The sequence below is a fragment of the Paenarthrobacter sp. NPDC058040 genome, assembly GCF_042885775.1.
GTDB lineage: Bacteria > Actinomycetota > Actinomycetes > Actinomycetales > Micrococcaceae > Arthrobacter.
Genome location: NZ_JBHVRN010000011.1, coordinates 80,096 through 92,363, shown reverse-complemented (window position 1 = coordinate 92,363; position 12,268 = coordinate 80,096). Strand labels below are relative to the sequence as shown.

Annotated in this window: 11 protein-coding genes and 1 tRNA gene; 6 read left to right on the top strand and 6 right to left on the bottom strand. The window is 64.8% G+C overall.

Going from position 1 to position 12,268, the window contains the following annotated elements:
* Positions 1–98 precede the first annotated feature (98 nt).
* Both ACFVSJ_RS16420 and ACFVSJ_RS16415 read right to left on the bottom strand, forming a co-directional pair.
* On the bottom strand, positions 99–806 hold the full coding sequence (locus ACFVSJ_RS16420; protein WP_387437999.1) for a hypothetical protein: 708 nt from the start codon (positions 804–806) through the stop codon (positions 99–101).
* Positions 803–1,525: a hypothetical protein gene (locus ACFVSJ_RS16415; RefSeq protein ID WP_387437998.1), complete on the bottom strand. Its 723-nt coding sequence runs from the start codon at positions 1,523–1,525 to the stop codon at positions 803–805. The genes ACFVSJ_RS16420 and ACFVSJ_RS16415 overlap by 4 nt, the downstream gene beginning before the upstream one ends.
* 205 nt (positions 1,526–1,730) lie before the next feature.
* Here ACFVSJ_RS16415 and ACFVSJ_RS16410 point away from each other — a divergent pair, with 205 nt between their 5' ends.
* Positions 1,731–3,398, top strand: coding sequence for an ABC-F family ATP-binding cassette domain-containing protein (locus tag ACFVSJ_RS16410; protein WP_387437996.1), 1,668 nt, complete (start codon positions 1,731–1,733; stop codon positions 3,396–3,398).
* Entirely contained in the window at positions 3,395–5,308 is a 1,914-nt protein-coding gene (locus tag ACFVSJ_RS16405) for an ABC transporter ATP-binding protein (protein ID WP_387437994.1), read from the top strand. The genes ACFVSJ_RS16410 and ACFVSJ_RS16405 overlap by 4 nt, the downstream gene beginning before the upstream one ends.
* 1 nt (position 5,309) lies before the next feature.
* Here ACFVSJ_RS16405 and ACFVSJ_RS16400 read toward each other — a convergent pair whose 3' ends face one another.
* The 3 genes from ACFVSJ_RS16400 to ACFVSJ_RS16390 all read right to left on the bottom strand — a co-directional run bounded on the left by ACFVSJ_RS16400 (position 5,310) and on the right by ACFVSJ_RS16390 (position 6,222).
* A complete protein-coding gene (locus ACFVSJ_RS16400; protein WP_387437993.1) occupies positions 5,310–5,708 on the bottom strand; it encodes an NUDIX domain-containing protein in 399 nt (132 codons plus the stop codon).
* The gene (locus tag ACFVSJ_RS16395) at positions 5,705–6,148 is read right to left on the bottom strand and encodes a DUF6314 family protein (RefSeq protein ID WP_387437991.1); all 444 of its coding nucleotides are present in this window, start codon (positions 6,146–6,148) and stop codon (positions 5,705–5,707) included. The genes ACFVSJ_RS16400 and ACFVSJ_RS16395 overlap by 4 nt, the downstream gene beginning before the upstream one ends.
* Before the next feature lies 1 nt (position 6,149).
* A tRNA-Arg gene (locus ACFVSJ_RS16390) sits at positions 6,150–6,222 on the bottom strand.
* Between the two features lie 108 nt (positions 6,223–6,330).
* Between ACFVSJ_RS16390 and ACFVSJ_RS16385 the strand changes: the two genes are divergently transcribed.
* Both ACFVSJ_RS16385 and ACFVSJ_RS16380 read left to right on the top strand, forming a co-directional pair.
* Positions 6,331–7,095: a DUF998 domain-containing protein gene (locus tag ACFVSJ_RS16385; RefSeq protein ID WP_387437989.1), complete on the top strand. Its 765-nt coding sequence runs from the start codon at positions 6,331–6,333 to the stop codon at positions 7,093–7,095.
* 199 nt (positions 7,096–7,294) lie between these two features.
* Entirely contained in the window at positions 7,295–8,086 is a 792-nt protein-coding gene (locus ACFVSJ_RS16380) for a DUF998 domain-containing protein (RefSeq protein WP_387437988.1), read from the top strand.
* Here ACFVSJ_RS16380 and ACFVSJ_RS16375 read toward each other — a convergent pair.
* Positions 8,052–8,699 carry a hypothetical protein gene (locus ACFVSJ_RS16375; RefSeq protein ID WP_387437987.1) on the bottom strand — a complete coding sequence of 216 codons (648 nt, stop codon included), beginning with the start codon at positions 8,697–8,699 and terminating at the stop codon, positions 8,052–8,054. The two genes, ACFVSJ_RS16380 and ACFVSJ_RS16375, sit on opposite strands and share 35 nt — an antisense overlap.
* A 33-nt stretch (positions 8,700–8,732) precedes the next feature.
* Here ACFVSJ_RS16375 and ACFVSJ_RS16370 point away from each other — a divergent pair, with 33 nt between their 5' ends.
* Both ACFVSJ_RS16370 and pcrA read left to right on the top strand, forming a co-directional pair.
* Positions 8,733–9,578: an inositol monophosphatase family protein gene (locus ACFVSJ_RS16370; protein WP_387437986.1), complete on the top strand. Its 846-nt coding sequence runs from the start codon at positions 8,733–8,735 to the stop codon at positions 9,576–9,578.
* An 87-nt stretch (positions 9,579–9,665) separates the two neighbouring features.
* Positions 9,666–12,188: a DNA helicase PcrA gene (pcrA, locus tag ACFVSJ_RS16365; protein ID WP_387437985.1), complete on the top strand. Its 2,523-nt coding sequence runs from the start codon at positions 9,666–9,668 to the stop codon at positions 12,186–12,188.
* Positions 12,189–12,268 lie beyond the last annotated feature (80 nt).

Here is a 12,268-nt window from a genome sequence, read left to right as displayed (position 1 = left end):
ACATCCACCGGAAACCCGTTCTCTGATTCCGCTGTCAGGCTGCAAGCCTCATTCACACATTCATGATTGTGCCACGATCTAATGCTTTTGTGAAAGTCTTACGCTGTGCGACGTGCTTTGCGCCTGGCATACGCTTTCGAGAACCATATTCCGGCCAGCCCAATGGCCGTCGCCAGGACTGCCGAATAGTTGATCAGGGACCGCAACCAGAGGTGGACCAGTGGAATCAACGGGAAGAGTTGGGAGACCAGGAGCAGGGTCAGGCCAACGAACAGCAAAGCCGAGGCGGCGCGCAACAACGTGGGAAAACGCCCCGTGACGGTCCGCCAGATGGCAGGGAGCAGGCAGGCCGAAACAAAGCCGGGGTAGAACCGGCCAAGGGCCGCGTACGCCTCCATGGACGGTCCCCACGTCAACCCCGTCATGCCCACGGTGGAACCCCGGGTGTCGGTGATGAAGAAGAAGAAAGCCGTCAGCGCCGCGACGATCGCGAGCACGGTGAGGCCCCACGGGCCCCGGATGGCGCGTACGGCGGATCTGGAGCCAAAACCCGTGGCGATCTTGATGCCCATCAGCAGGAATGTTCCATACAGCAGGAAGCGCAGGATCAGGTTGGTCAGGTTCATTCCCCCGAGCACGGCGTCGATGGCCAGGTAAGGCCCTTCGATGCTGAGCAGGATGTCCATGGTCATCAGGGCAAAAATGTAGAAGACCACGCGGTTCTCCCCGCGCAGCGCACTGGGGATGCGCGCCACAGTAATGGCCAGGCAAATAATCAGCGTTGCCCAGGGCAGGACAGCCGTCATCCGAGGTTCTCCCAAATTCGTTCAGTTCGTTCGTGGTCTTGTTCTTGCCGGCGCAGGGTCTTGCCCAGGGCCTGGAGACGCTCACCGGACAGTGTCACCAGTTCGCCCAGCGTCATCCTGTCCAAGGCGTCCTGGCGTCCGTGCGGCGTCCAGCCTGCTTCGTTTTCCGTGATCAGCCCACCGGCGATCAGCCCGCCCGCCGGTCCGACGCCGGCCGCCCGTGAGGTGGCAATCGCCAGTTCGGGAGGGAGCCGGTTGGCCGTCAGGTGGGCGGAGAAGTTTTGGGGAGCGATCCCCGTGGTTTCGCTGACCCGGTGCCGCAACTCGCCGTCGTCGATCGCGTCAACCCAGTTCCGCACGGCGGTGGGGTGCGGCGTGGCTGTGAGCCCCAAGGTTGGGACGCTGCCCGGGTCACTGCGCTCCACAACCGCGCGCAGCAGGTCGATCGTCGCGATCTGGCTGACGAGCTCCGCAGGAGTCGGCGGGACGGGGTCACCACGGAGGTCTGCGTAGAGATCGAAGGTAGCCAAAGCCTGGACGGGGTTGAGGTCGTACGCCCGGCTGATGCTGACCAGGGTGGACTCCGCCACCTTGCCGCGCACCAGTTGCTGGGCGAGCGTAGTCCTTTTGATCCCCGAGATCCTGCAGACGTCGGCGATGCTGGCGTCCGGCGCAACGCCATGGAGCCAGCGCTGGAACGCCTTGGACTGTAAGGGCATGGAGGACTTTCTGTATCTCTCAAGGGGGCGGCTCCAGCTTCGCTCGTAAGTTTGCTGGAAGTGGGAGTACGAAACGATTTTACGCGGACGCCACATTGAATTATGCTTGATTCTTGAACCCGCTGGTCCGTACACCCCCCAAGTCCGGACCGGCGGGTTTTTCCATGCCTGCACGGAATGCGCAGGCTGCGAGAGGATCAAACGAATGACTGCAACCTTGGTAGCCAAGGACCTTGCCGGTGGTCACGGCCACCGAACGCTCTTTTCGAAGCTGTCCCTGACTGTGGCGCCCGGCGACGTGGTGGGCGTGGTTGGCGCCAACGGAGCGGGCAAATCGACGCTGCTGCGCATCCTCGCCGGCGTTGACCAGCCGCAGGAAGGCACCGTGAGCCTGGCCCCGTCCGACGCGTTCGTTGGCTGGTTGCCGCAGGAACATGAGCGGACACCGGGCGAAACAATCGCCGCCTACATTGCCCGCAGGACCGGTTGCGCCCAGGCGACCGTTGAGATGGAAGCCACGGCCGAGGCCCTCGGATCCGGTGCGCCCGGAGCTGATGACGCCTACTCCCTGGCCTTCGACCGCTGGATGGCCTCCGGCGCCGCGGACCTCGAAGAGCGCGTTCCAGCAGTGCTTGCCGATCTCGGCCTGGAGTTGGGCGCCGAGGCGCTCATGACCGGACTCTCCGGTGGCCAGGCGGCCCGCGTTGCGCTCGCCGCGCTGTTGCTGAGCCGCTTCGACGTCGTCCTTCTGGACGAGCCCACCAACGATCTGGACCTGGACGGTTTGGCCCGTCTCGAGGCTTTCGTCCAAGGTCTCCGGGGCGGCGTGGTGCTCGTCTCGCACGACCGTGAATTCCTGGCCCGTTGCGTCACCACAGTGGTGGAATTGGATCTGGCGCAGAACTCCGTTGCAGTCTACGACGGCGGATATGAGTCCTTCCTGGAAGAACGGTCCGTCGCGAAGCGGCACGCTCGGGAACGCTACGAAGAATACGCCTCCACCAAGGCAGACCTGGTGGCCAGGGCGCGCACGCAACGCGAATGGAGCTCCCAAGGCGTCCGGAACGCAATGAAGAAGAACCCGGACAATGACAAGATCCGCCGGGCCGCCAGCACCGAGTCCTCCGAGAAGCAGGCGCAGAAGGTCCGACAGATGGAGTCGCGCATTGCCCGCCTCACGGAGGTGGAGGAACCGCGGAAGGAATGGCAGCTGCAGTTCAGCATCGGCCAGGCACCCCGCTCCAGCGCCGTCGTCGCTACCTTGCGCGACGCCGTCGTCCGCCAGGGAGACTTCACGCTGGGACCCGTCAATGTGCAACTCAACGGTGGCGAACGCATCGGCATTACCGGACCCAACGGGGCCGGCAAATCCACCCTCCTGAGGCTCTTGCTTGGCACCCGCGCGCCGGACGACGGCGATGCCTCCATGGGTGCCTCCGTCGCCATCGGCGAAATCGACCAGGCCCGCGGAATGCTCGACGGCGGCAAACCGCTGGGTGACGCTGTGGAAGCGGTGCTGGTTGATTGGAACAGCGCGGACGTCCGGACGCTGCTGGCGAAGTTTGGCCTTAAGGCGGACCACACGTCCCGTACGGTGGATTCGCTGTCTCCGGGGGAGCGGACCCGGGCCGCCCTGGCGCTGCTGCAGGCCCGCGGTGTAAACCTGCTGGTGTTGGACGAACCCACCAACCACCTTGACCTTCCGGCCATCGAACAGCTCGAGGAAGCCTTGGAAAGCTATGAGGGTGCCCTGCTGTTGGTCACCCACGACCGCAGGCTGCTGGAGAACGTCAGGCTCGATTCGCGCTGGCACCTGGAAAACGGCCGTGTCCAGGAGCTGCACCACATACCAGGCCAGGAGAAACAAGCATGAGCATGGATGGCGTTGCCTGGAGCTCGCTGTACAAACTCACCCGCGCCCAGAGCGGCTCCCAGCCGTTCTCCAAGGAGACCCTGAAACGCGTCCTTGGGTTCGCTGCCCCGCACAAGGGCAAGCTCATTGCGTTCGTGATCGCCTCGATCGCCGGCGCAGTGCTGGCAGTTGCCACGCCGGTGCTGGCCGGCCAGGTGGTGGATGCGATCATCGGCAAATCCGGAGCGGGAACCATCATCTGGCTTGCCTTGCTGATCGCGCTCGTGGCGGTGGGCGAGGCCGGGGTGGGCCTCCTGACCCGCTGGTTGTCCTCGACCATCGGCGAGGGCGTGATCGTGGACCTGCGTACCCGCGTCTTCGACCACGTGCAACGCATGCCCATCGCGTTCTTCACACGAACCCGGACGGGCGCTTTGGTCAGCCGCCTGAACAACGACGTCATCGGAGCGCAGTCGGCTTTTGCCGGGACACTCTCCGGCGTGGTCAGCAATGTGGTTGCCTTGGCGCTGACCTTGGCGGTAATGCTCAACACCTCGTGGCTGGTGACGGTGCTGGCCATGGTCTTGTTGCCGATCTTCCTGGTCCCGGCCCGGCGCATGGGCTCCAAACTGGCTGACCTTCGCCGCGAAGCCGCAGCACACAACGCCGCTATGGGTACCCAAATGACCGAGCGCTTTTCCGCGCCCGGTGCCACGTTGGTGAAGCTCTTCGGACGCCCCGACGAGGAATCCCGGGAGTTCGCAGCCCGCGCCGGCCGTGTCCGGGACATCGGGATCCGCACGGCCATGCTGCAGTTCACGTTCGTGACGGCGCTGACGCTGGTCTCGGCCTTGGCGTTGGCCCTGGTCTATGGGCTCGGAGGTTGGCTGGCGATCGGAGGACAGTTGGCACCCGGCGATGTTGTGGTGCTGGCCCTCCTGCTCACTCGCCTGTACGCACCGCTGACCGCCCTGTCCAACGCACGCGTTGAAGTCATGAGTGCGCTGGTCAGCTTTGAACGGGTCTTCGAGATCCTGGACCTGAAGCCGCTCATCACCGAAAAGTCGGACGCAGCCGCTGTCCCGGCTGGACCCGTTGCCGTGGAATTCGACGACGTACGGTTCTCCTACCCCTCGGCGGACAAGGTCTCCCTTGCTTCCCTCGAAGACGTGGCCACGCTGGACACCCGTGGTGGTGAGGAAGTCCTGCACGGGGTGAGTTTCCGTGTGGAGCCCGGCCAGACGGTTGCGCTGGTGGGATCCTCAGGCGCGGGCAAATCCACCGTGGCCCAGCTGCTCTCCAGGCTTTACGACGTCGATTCAGGCACCGTACGGCTCGGCGGGCACGGTGCCGGCACGGGCATGGATGTCCGGGACCTCCGCTTCGATTCCTTGCGGGACACCTTGGGAATGGTTACCCAGGACGGTCATTTGTTCCACGAGACCATCGCATCCAACTTGAGGTTGGCCCGGCCGGACGCCACCGAGGAACAGATGTGGGACGTCTTGCGGCGGGCACGGCTGGAGCCCATGATCCGTTCCCTTCCCGACGGGCTCGAAACGGTGGTTGGGGAGCGCGGGTACCGGCTCTCCGGTGGCGAACGCCAACGCCTCACCATCGCCCGGCTCCTGATCAAGCAACCGCGGGTCGTGATTCTTGATGAGGCGACCGCCGCGCTCGACTCCACCAACGAGGCCGCCGTCCAGGAAGCCCTGGGCGAAGCGCTTGCGGGACGTACCGCCGTCGTTATTGCGCACCGCTTGTCCACCATCCGGGCCGCGGACGCAATCCTGGTGGTGGAGGACGGCCGGATCGTGGAACGCGGTACGCACACCGAGTTGCTCGCGGCCGATGGCCGCTATGCCGAGCTCTACCGGACCCAGTTCGCTGAAGCCGCCACGGTTGCGCACGAAGCCGTCCCTGAGTTCTGACCTACTTGGGGGACGCGAGCGCCGGGAGGACGTGGTCCGTCAAGAGGGGAGCGAGGTCTCCGGGCAGCTCGGCGTCCAGGTCCAGCCACCTGATCTCCGCGATTTCGGCTGACGGGTGGGCTTCCCATGTGCCAGGTGCCGTGAAGACCGTGGCTTCGATGGTGGTGTCTTCCTCGTTGGCGGCGACGGCGTGCCACACACCCATGGGTTCCAGCTCAGCCGGCGGCACGTCGATGCCCACCTCCTCCAGCAGCTCCCGTGACGCTGCCTGTGCTGCGGTCTCGCCAACCTCGGGCTTTCCGCCGGGGTGCATGAACTTGTCCGTGCCGCGCTTGCGAACGGTGAGGAGCTGGCCGGCCTGGTTGTAGACGCAGACCGCGCTGACCACGATCACGTTCATGTGTTCCTCCTGAGCTGCGATTCCAGCAGCAGGTCTTTCGCCGGCCCGTGGACGTCCCACGTGAAGCTGAAAGCGTCCGGGCCCTGCCAGGTGTAGTTGACGTAGTAGTCGTCCGGATCGCACCAGTGCTTGTCCTGGTTTGAGTCCGCCGCGAAGCTCATCACGTGAAACGGGCGGCCGTCCGGGAAGAACACGTCCATGCTCTGTTCGCTGGCGCCGGGCTTGAGGATGTACTCGCGGAAGGCCGGGCCCGAATGGGTTGGCCAGTGCATGGTTCCGTCTTCGCGGTAGTCCAGGCCGCCGTCGCGGTTCCCGGTATAACGCACGACGCCGGAAAAGGTTCCGCGGGTGCCGGTGGCGCGATCAAGGAGGGTCCGCTCCACGTTCCACTCGCCGGCCAGGTAGGCCCGCAAGTCCATCCGTGGCTGCTGGTCATTCAAGTGCCCTCGATTGGAATCGAACCAACGACACCGGCTTTAGGAGAGCCGTGCTCTATCCACTGAGCTACGAGGGCGCATGTTCATGGGCTGTCGAGGTCCCTGGCGGGAGCCGTCCGGCCCGAACACGACTATAAGCATACAAGCTGCCGGGCTGGTGCCAGAACACGGTTAGGCTGGCGGACATGAGTGGGCACGCGACAGCACCGGCATCGGCAGGCACGTTCCTTCCCAACGTCCGCAGCATCCGTGCGGCCATCGGTGGTTGGGCGCAGTTGAGCGTCGTCCAGTATTTCGTGGCCGAGGCCGCCGTGATCGACGCGTGGGCGGGACCGGACCAGTACAGCAGGGCCACGGGGTACATCAGCGACCTTGGTGCCGTGAGCTGCGGGATCTACCAGGACCGCGACGTTTGTTCCCCGGCGCATGTGCTGATGAATGCCTCGTTCGTTGTCCAAGGACTCGCCCTTGTTCTGGGGGCGTTGTTCCTGACAGCCGGTTTGCTGTGCGTTGCCGCGCGGCCCGGAGTCCCGGCACGACGATTCCACGGCAATGGTGTGCGGGTGCTGGCCAAACCCTGGATCCTTGCCGTGGCCATCCGGATCCTGACGGGAGTGTCGGGGCTTGGCACGGTCCTTGTGGGCCTGGTCCCGGAGGACTTCGGCTCGCCCTGGCATTTCGCGGGTGCCCTGATGTTCTTCATCGGAGGCGGGTTCGCCCTGATCCTGTTGGGAATCCTGTGGCTCCGGCAGACTCCGGTGAGCTGGTTCCTGGCTGCCTGCGGGGCGTTGTGCGTCGGTGCGCTCGTGGTTGGCGGCCTCACCCACATGGACGTCCCTGAGCCAGGACTTCTTGAGCGCCTCATGGCCTACCCCGTGACCATCGGGTTGGCAGCCGCGGGCCTGGTGATCGCCCAGCGCGTGCACCGCGAAAGGCGATTCCGGGTCTGACGCTCTCTCACGTAAGCACCCCTTCGGGTCCGACGCTCTCTCACGTAAGCGCCCCTTGGGCCCGATGCTCTCTCACCCGCGCTCGCGGCCGGTGAGAGAGCGTTGGCGGGAAGGGGGTGTTTGGTGAGAGAGCGTCGGGGCTGGGGTCGGTAGTAAGTCGGGGCTGCGCCGCGGACTGCGGCGGGTCTATTCTGGCGCTATGACGACGGCGGCTGGTCCGCGTGGCGGTGACCGAGGGCTCCTGCCCGACCTGGCAGGGCGACGCGAACTTGTTGGGGGTTGGGCTGCGATCACGCTGATCCACTATTTCGTTGTGGAGGCAATCGCCATGGCCGCCTGGCGTGGAAACCCGCCCTATGACCGCCGGGAGCACGTGATCAGCGACCTCGGCGCTGCCCACTGCGGACCTTTCAACGGCTACGAGGTATGTTCGCCGCTGAACTGGCTGATGAACGCCTCATTCGTGTTGCAGGGGGTGGCCATGGTCCTGGGTGCAGTGCTGGTCAGCTCGGCGGTACTGTCCGTGGCCGCGGAGCCCGGCCAACGCGGCATCCGGCCTGCCATGGCAACGAGGTCCGCGGAGGCCTTCCCCTGGATTGCTGCGGGGGCGGTGCGCGTGCTGATCCTCATCGCCGGGATCGGACAAGCCATGGTGGGTCTGATTCCCGAGGACACGGAATTGGCGCTGCATCTGACCGGCGCTGGAATGTACTTCATCGCAGGCCCCATCGCCTTGGTGGTCCTGGGCCTGGTGTGGCGCGGGCACACGCAAATGTCCTGGATGGTCCTGCTGTTCGGGGTGGTCTCGCTCGGAACGACGATCTACGTGCTCGCCGCCCGGTTAAGGGTGGATGAAGCTGGCGCCATTGAACGGACCATGGCCTATCCGATCATCCTTGGCCTGTCCCTGGTGGGGCTCATTGTCGCCCACCGGGTTACCAGGGAACGCAAAGCCGTCAGGACGCTGGGGCGGCGTCCTTCCGTTCCTTAGCGCCCTTGCGGCCAAGGAACACCGCCGCCACACCGCACAAGAGGCTCAGCAGGAAAAGTACCCACGACGCAACCGTCACGGCCGAGGCCACGGCCACCGAACCGGCGTCGGGCGTTTCAGCGGCCAGCACCGAATCGATGGCGACGTTCGACCACAAATGCGCCACGGCGAACAGCAACGGGGCTGCCCACATGGCCCAACGCCATGACTTGCGGGCCACGTTGGTTCCGATCAGCAACAGCCAGCTGAATCCGAAAATCAGCGGGAACAGGGTTCCGGCCGTTTTGTGGACGTAGTTCAGTTGGCCCCGGGCGGCGTCGTCCATGGCGGTGCGCAGTTGGGCAATGTAGTCCTGTGAGAAGCCGCCGATGAGTGAATCCGGCATGGCCAGCCCACCGGACAGCTGGGTCATCTGGTTGAGCGTCAGCAGGTGCAGGTACCAGAAAAGGAATACGCTGGCCACGACGCCGGCGATGACGATGAGCCGTGAGTTGCTCTGCGCCTTCTGTGGAGTCCGCTGGGTTGTCGGATTGATCACGGGCGGCAGCGAGTGTTCCGGGACTGCCGCTTTGGCTCCGTGCTTCTTGATGCGCTGCGCTGGGGTCTTGGCCATGTGATTCATTATCCCGCCACATAAGCTGGACCCATGACCATCGGCAGGCACACAGCAACTGAACTGGACCCATCCCTCGACGATTACCAACTGGCCAGCGCCCTGGTGCGGGAGGCAGGCCAACTGGCGCTGCTCATGCGAATGGGCGGTTTGCAGGGTGAGCGGAAGACCTCTGTTTCGGATGTAGTGACCGCCGCCGACCGGGCCGCCGAAGCCTACGTCCTGGAACAGCTCCGCCGCTGCCGCCCCGACGATGGCATCCTCGGCGAGGAAGGCGCTTCCGTTGCCGGTACCAGCGGCCGGACCTGGGTGATCGATCCCGTGGACGGCACGTACAACTTCCTGCATGGCTCCACATATTGGTGCTCCGCGATTGCCCTCAAGCGCGACGACTCGGACCGCGGAGGCAACCCCGTGGTGGATCCCTCGGTGGTGCTCGGAGCCATCTACCAGCCTGAAACGGACAAGCTCTGGCTTGGCGGCGAAGCGCGCCCCGCAACGCTCAACGGGGAACGCATTTCCGGTTCCGGGGACGCCGAGGTGGGCCAACTGTGTGCCGCCACGTACATCCACCCGACGTGGCTCGCCGATCCCCGCACGGCCATGCCGTGGCACGCCGCAGCGATCACGGCAGCCTCCTTGCGGATGTTCGGCTCGGGATCGTGTGACCTTGGACGCGTCGCTGACGGCGAGCTCGGCTGCTGGTTCCAGCACAGCTGCCCGGAATGGGATTGGCTGCCCGGCAAGGCGATCGTCCGTGCGGCCGGCGGGGATACCGCCGTCGTGCAGGTCAACGGACTGAACTGGTTCGTCGCGGGAGGTACGACGGCGGTCCGCGAGTTGAGCGCGGCCCTCACCTCGGTGCCGCAGTTCGCTTAGTTGCTCGCGCGTTGACCGGGACTGGGGTCCGCATCCCGGGCGCCGGTCGAAGGAGTGTCAGACCCACCGCCTAGACTGGTAGGCACCATGGATATGTTGTTTGACCCCTACGCAGACGGACCCTTCAACGCAGGCCCGCGGGCCGCAGTCAAGGCTGCCCCGGAGCTTTCGCACGCCGGCGGAGGTGCTGGCCGTGCCACGGTGGGCGAGGACAACGGTGGGCCGGGTTCCGGTGGATGGGGCCATCATGACTCGCGCGGCCTGCCATCGGCCGACGCCCTGCTGCAAGGCCTGAACCCCCAGCAGGAAGAGGCGGTCAAGCACTCCGGGAGTCCGCTGCTGATCGTCGCAGGAGCGGGTTCGGGCAAGACGCGCGTGCTCAGTAACCGGATCGCCTACCTGATTGCCACCAAGCGTGCGCACCACGGGGAAATCCTGGCCATTACCTTCACCAACAAGGCCGCTGCCGAAATGCGGGAACGCATCGAAGCGCTGGTTGGCGGCCGGGCCAAGGCCATGTGGATTTCCACCTTCCACTCATCCTGCGTGCGCATCCTTCGGCGCGAGGCCGCCAACGTGGGGCTGAACTCCAACTTCTCCATCTACGACTCCGCGGACTCGCTGCGACTCATCACGCTCGTGGCGAAGAACCTGGACCTCGACCCCAAGAAGTTCCCACCCAAGGCCATCCAGCACAAGATTTCCGCGCTCAAGAACGAGTTGATTGACGACGATTCCTTTGCGTCCTCAGCCAACTACAACGAGCCTTTTGAAACCGCAGTCGCCGAGGTCTTTAAGGGCTACACGCAGCGCTTGCGGCAGGCCAACGCCATGGACTTCGACGACCTCATTGCGCAGACCGTGTACATGTTCCGGGCCTTCCCCGCGCTCGCAGAGTCGTACCGCCGGCGGTTCCGCCATGTCCTGGTTGACGAGTACCAGGACACCAACCACGCCCAGTACGCGCTGGTTCGGGAAATCGTGGGCTTGGGTACCGACACCGAGGTGCAGCCGAGCGAACTCACCGTGGTCGGCGACTCCGATCAGTCCATCTACGCCTTCCGCGGCGCGGACATCCGCAACATCGTGGAGTTCGAGCACGATTACCCCAATGCCCGGACCATCAAGTTGGAGCAAAATTACCGTTCCACCCAGAACATCCTCAGCGCCGCCAACTCGGTGATCTCCAGGAACCCCAACCGGCAGGAAAAGCGGTTGTGGACGGCCGAAGGCGACGGCGAGAAGATCGTTGGCTACGTTGGTGAAAACGAGCACGACGAAGCCCAGTTCATCGCCAAGGAGATCGACCGGCTGCAGGATGAGGAGGGGCTGCGTCCCGGCGACGTCGCCATCTTCTACCGCACCAACGCCCAGTCGCGTTCCATTGAAGACGTCCTGGTCCGCGTGGGCTTGCCGTACAAGGTTGTTGGCGGCACCAGGTTCTACGAGCGCAAGGAAATCAAGGACGCCCTTGCCTATCTGCGCGTGCTGGTGAACCCGGACGACGACGTCAACCTCCGCCGTGTGTTGAACGAACCCAAGCGGGGTATCGGTGACAGGGCTGAGGGCGCCATCGCCGCGCTTGCCGAACGGGACCGGACGTCCTTCATGGATGCTGCCCGGCGCGCCGAACAGGCTCCCGCCATGGCCACCCGCTCGGTAAATGCCGTGTTGGGCTTCGTGAAGTTGCTCGACGACCTTGCCGAGGTCGCTTCCGGGTCCGGAGCCTCAGCGGCCTTGGAAGCTGTACTGGAACAAACCGGCTACTTGGCAGGCTTGCGTGCAAGCAACGATCCCCAGGACGAGTCGCGCGTGGAGAACCTTGCCGAACTCGTTGCCGTGGTGCGCGAATACGAACGCGACAACCCAGAGGGCTCGTTGGGGGAGTTCCTGGAGCAGGTTTCCCTGGTGGCGGACGCCGACCAGATCCCTGATGCCCCCGGAGCCGACATCGATGCCGCCGTTGCCGAAGCCAAGCGCTTGGGCGTCGTCACGCTGATGACCCTGCATACGGCCAAGGGACTCGAGTTCCCCGTGGTGTTCCTGACCGGCATGGAGCACGGGATCTTCCCGCACCAGCGCTCGGCCACGGACCCCAAGGAACTGGCAGAAGAGCGCCGCTTGGCTTACGTGGGCCTGACGCGTGCCCGCAAACGCCTTTATGTAACGCGCTCCGAAGTCCGCAGTATGTGGGGCCAAAGCCAGTACAACCCGGCCAGCCAGTTCCTGGAAGAAATCCCTTCCGAGTTGTTGGACTGGAAACGCGAAGGCATGAGCCGCCAAGCCGGTGGCTGGGGTGGAGCGCCGATTGGTTCCAACCGTTACGGTGGTTCGTTCTGGGGTGCCGGGACTTCCCGGGGGGCTGCCGCCAGCCCAACCGCCGGGTTTGACGCCGACGTTCCTGCCGCCGTCGCACGCACCAGGGTCCAGCCACAGAAGGAAGTCATATCGGTGTCGGTGGGGGACAAGGTCAACCACACCAGCTTCGGCAACGGCGTGGTGCTCGGTGTCGAAGGCGCTGGCGACAAGACAGTGGCCAAGGTGAAGTTCGACGTCGGCGAGAAGCGCCTGCTGCTGCGTTACGCCCCGCTGACCAAACTTGATGCCTGAGGCACAGCCTGCCCATTGTCAGGAACCTTAGGGCGTCCTAGACTGGCCGGGCGTTTGCGCTTTCGGTGGTTTGGTCCCGG

Excerpts from the sequence above, each read along its gene's own strand:
- ACFVSJ_RS16400 (WP_387437993.1), bottom strand. The coding sequence starts at position 5,708 with ATGAACGTGATCGTGGTCAGCGCGGTCTGCGTCTACAACCAGGCCGGC.
- ACFVSJ_RS16420 (WP_387437999.1), bottom strand. The coding sequence starts at position 806 with ATGACGGCTGTCCTGCCCTGGGCAACGCTGATTATTTGCCTGGCCATT.
- ACFVSJ_RS16405 (WP_387437994.1), top strand. The coding sequence starts at position 3,395 with ATGAGCATGGATGGCGTTGCCTGGAGCTCGCTGTACAAACTCACCCGC.
- ACFVSJ_RS16380 (WP_387437988.1), top strand. The coding sequence starts at position 7,295 with ATGACGACGGCGGCTGGTCCGCGTGGCGGTGACCGAGGGCTCCTGCCC.
- ACFVSJ_RS16370 (WP_387437986.1), top strand. The coding sequence starts at position 8,733 with ATGACCATCGGCAGGCACACAGCAACTGAACTGGACCCATCCCTCGAC.
- ACFVSJ_RS16415 (WP_387437998.1), bottom strand. The coding sequence starts at position 1,525 with ATGCCCTTACAGTCCAAGGCGTTCCAGCGCTGGCTCCATGGCGTTGCG.
- pcrA (WP_387437985.1), top strand. The coding sequence starts at position 9,666 with ATGGATATGTTGTTTGACCCCTACGCAGACGGACCCTTCAACGCAGGC.
- ACFVSJ_RS16410 (WP_387437996.1), top strand. The coding sequence starts at position 1,731 with ATGACTGCAACCTTGGTAGCCAAGGACCTTGCCGGTGGTCACGGCCAC.
- ACFVSJ_RS16385 (WP_387437989.1), top strand. The coding sequence starts at position 6,331 with ATGAGTGGGCACGCGACAGCACCGGCATCGGCAGGCACGTTCCTTCCC.
- ACFVSJ_RS16375 (WP_387437987.1), bottom strand. The coding sequence starts at position 8,699 with ATGGCCAAGACCCCAGCGCAGCGCATCAAGAAGCACGGAGCCAAAGCG.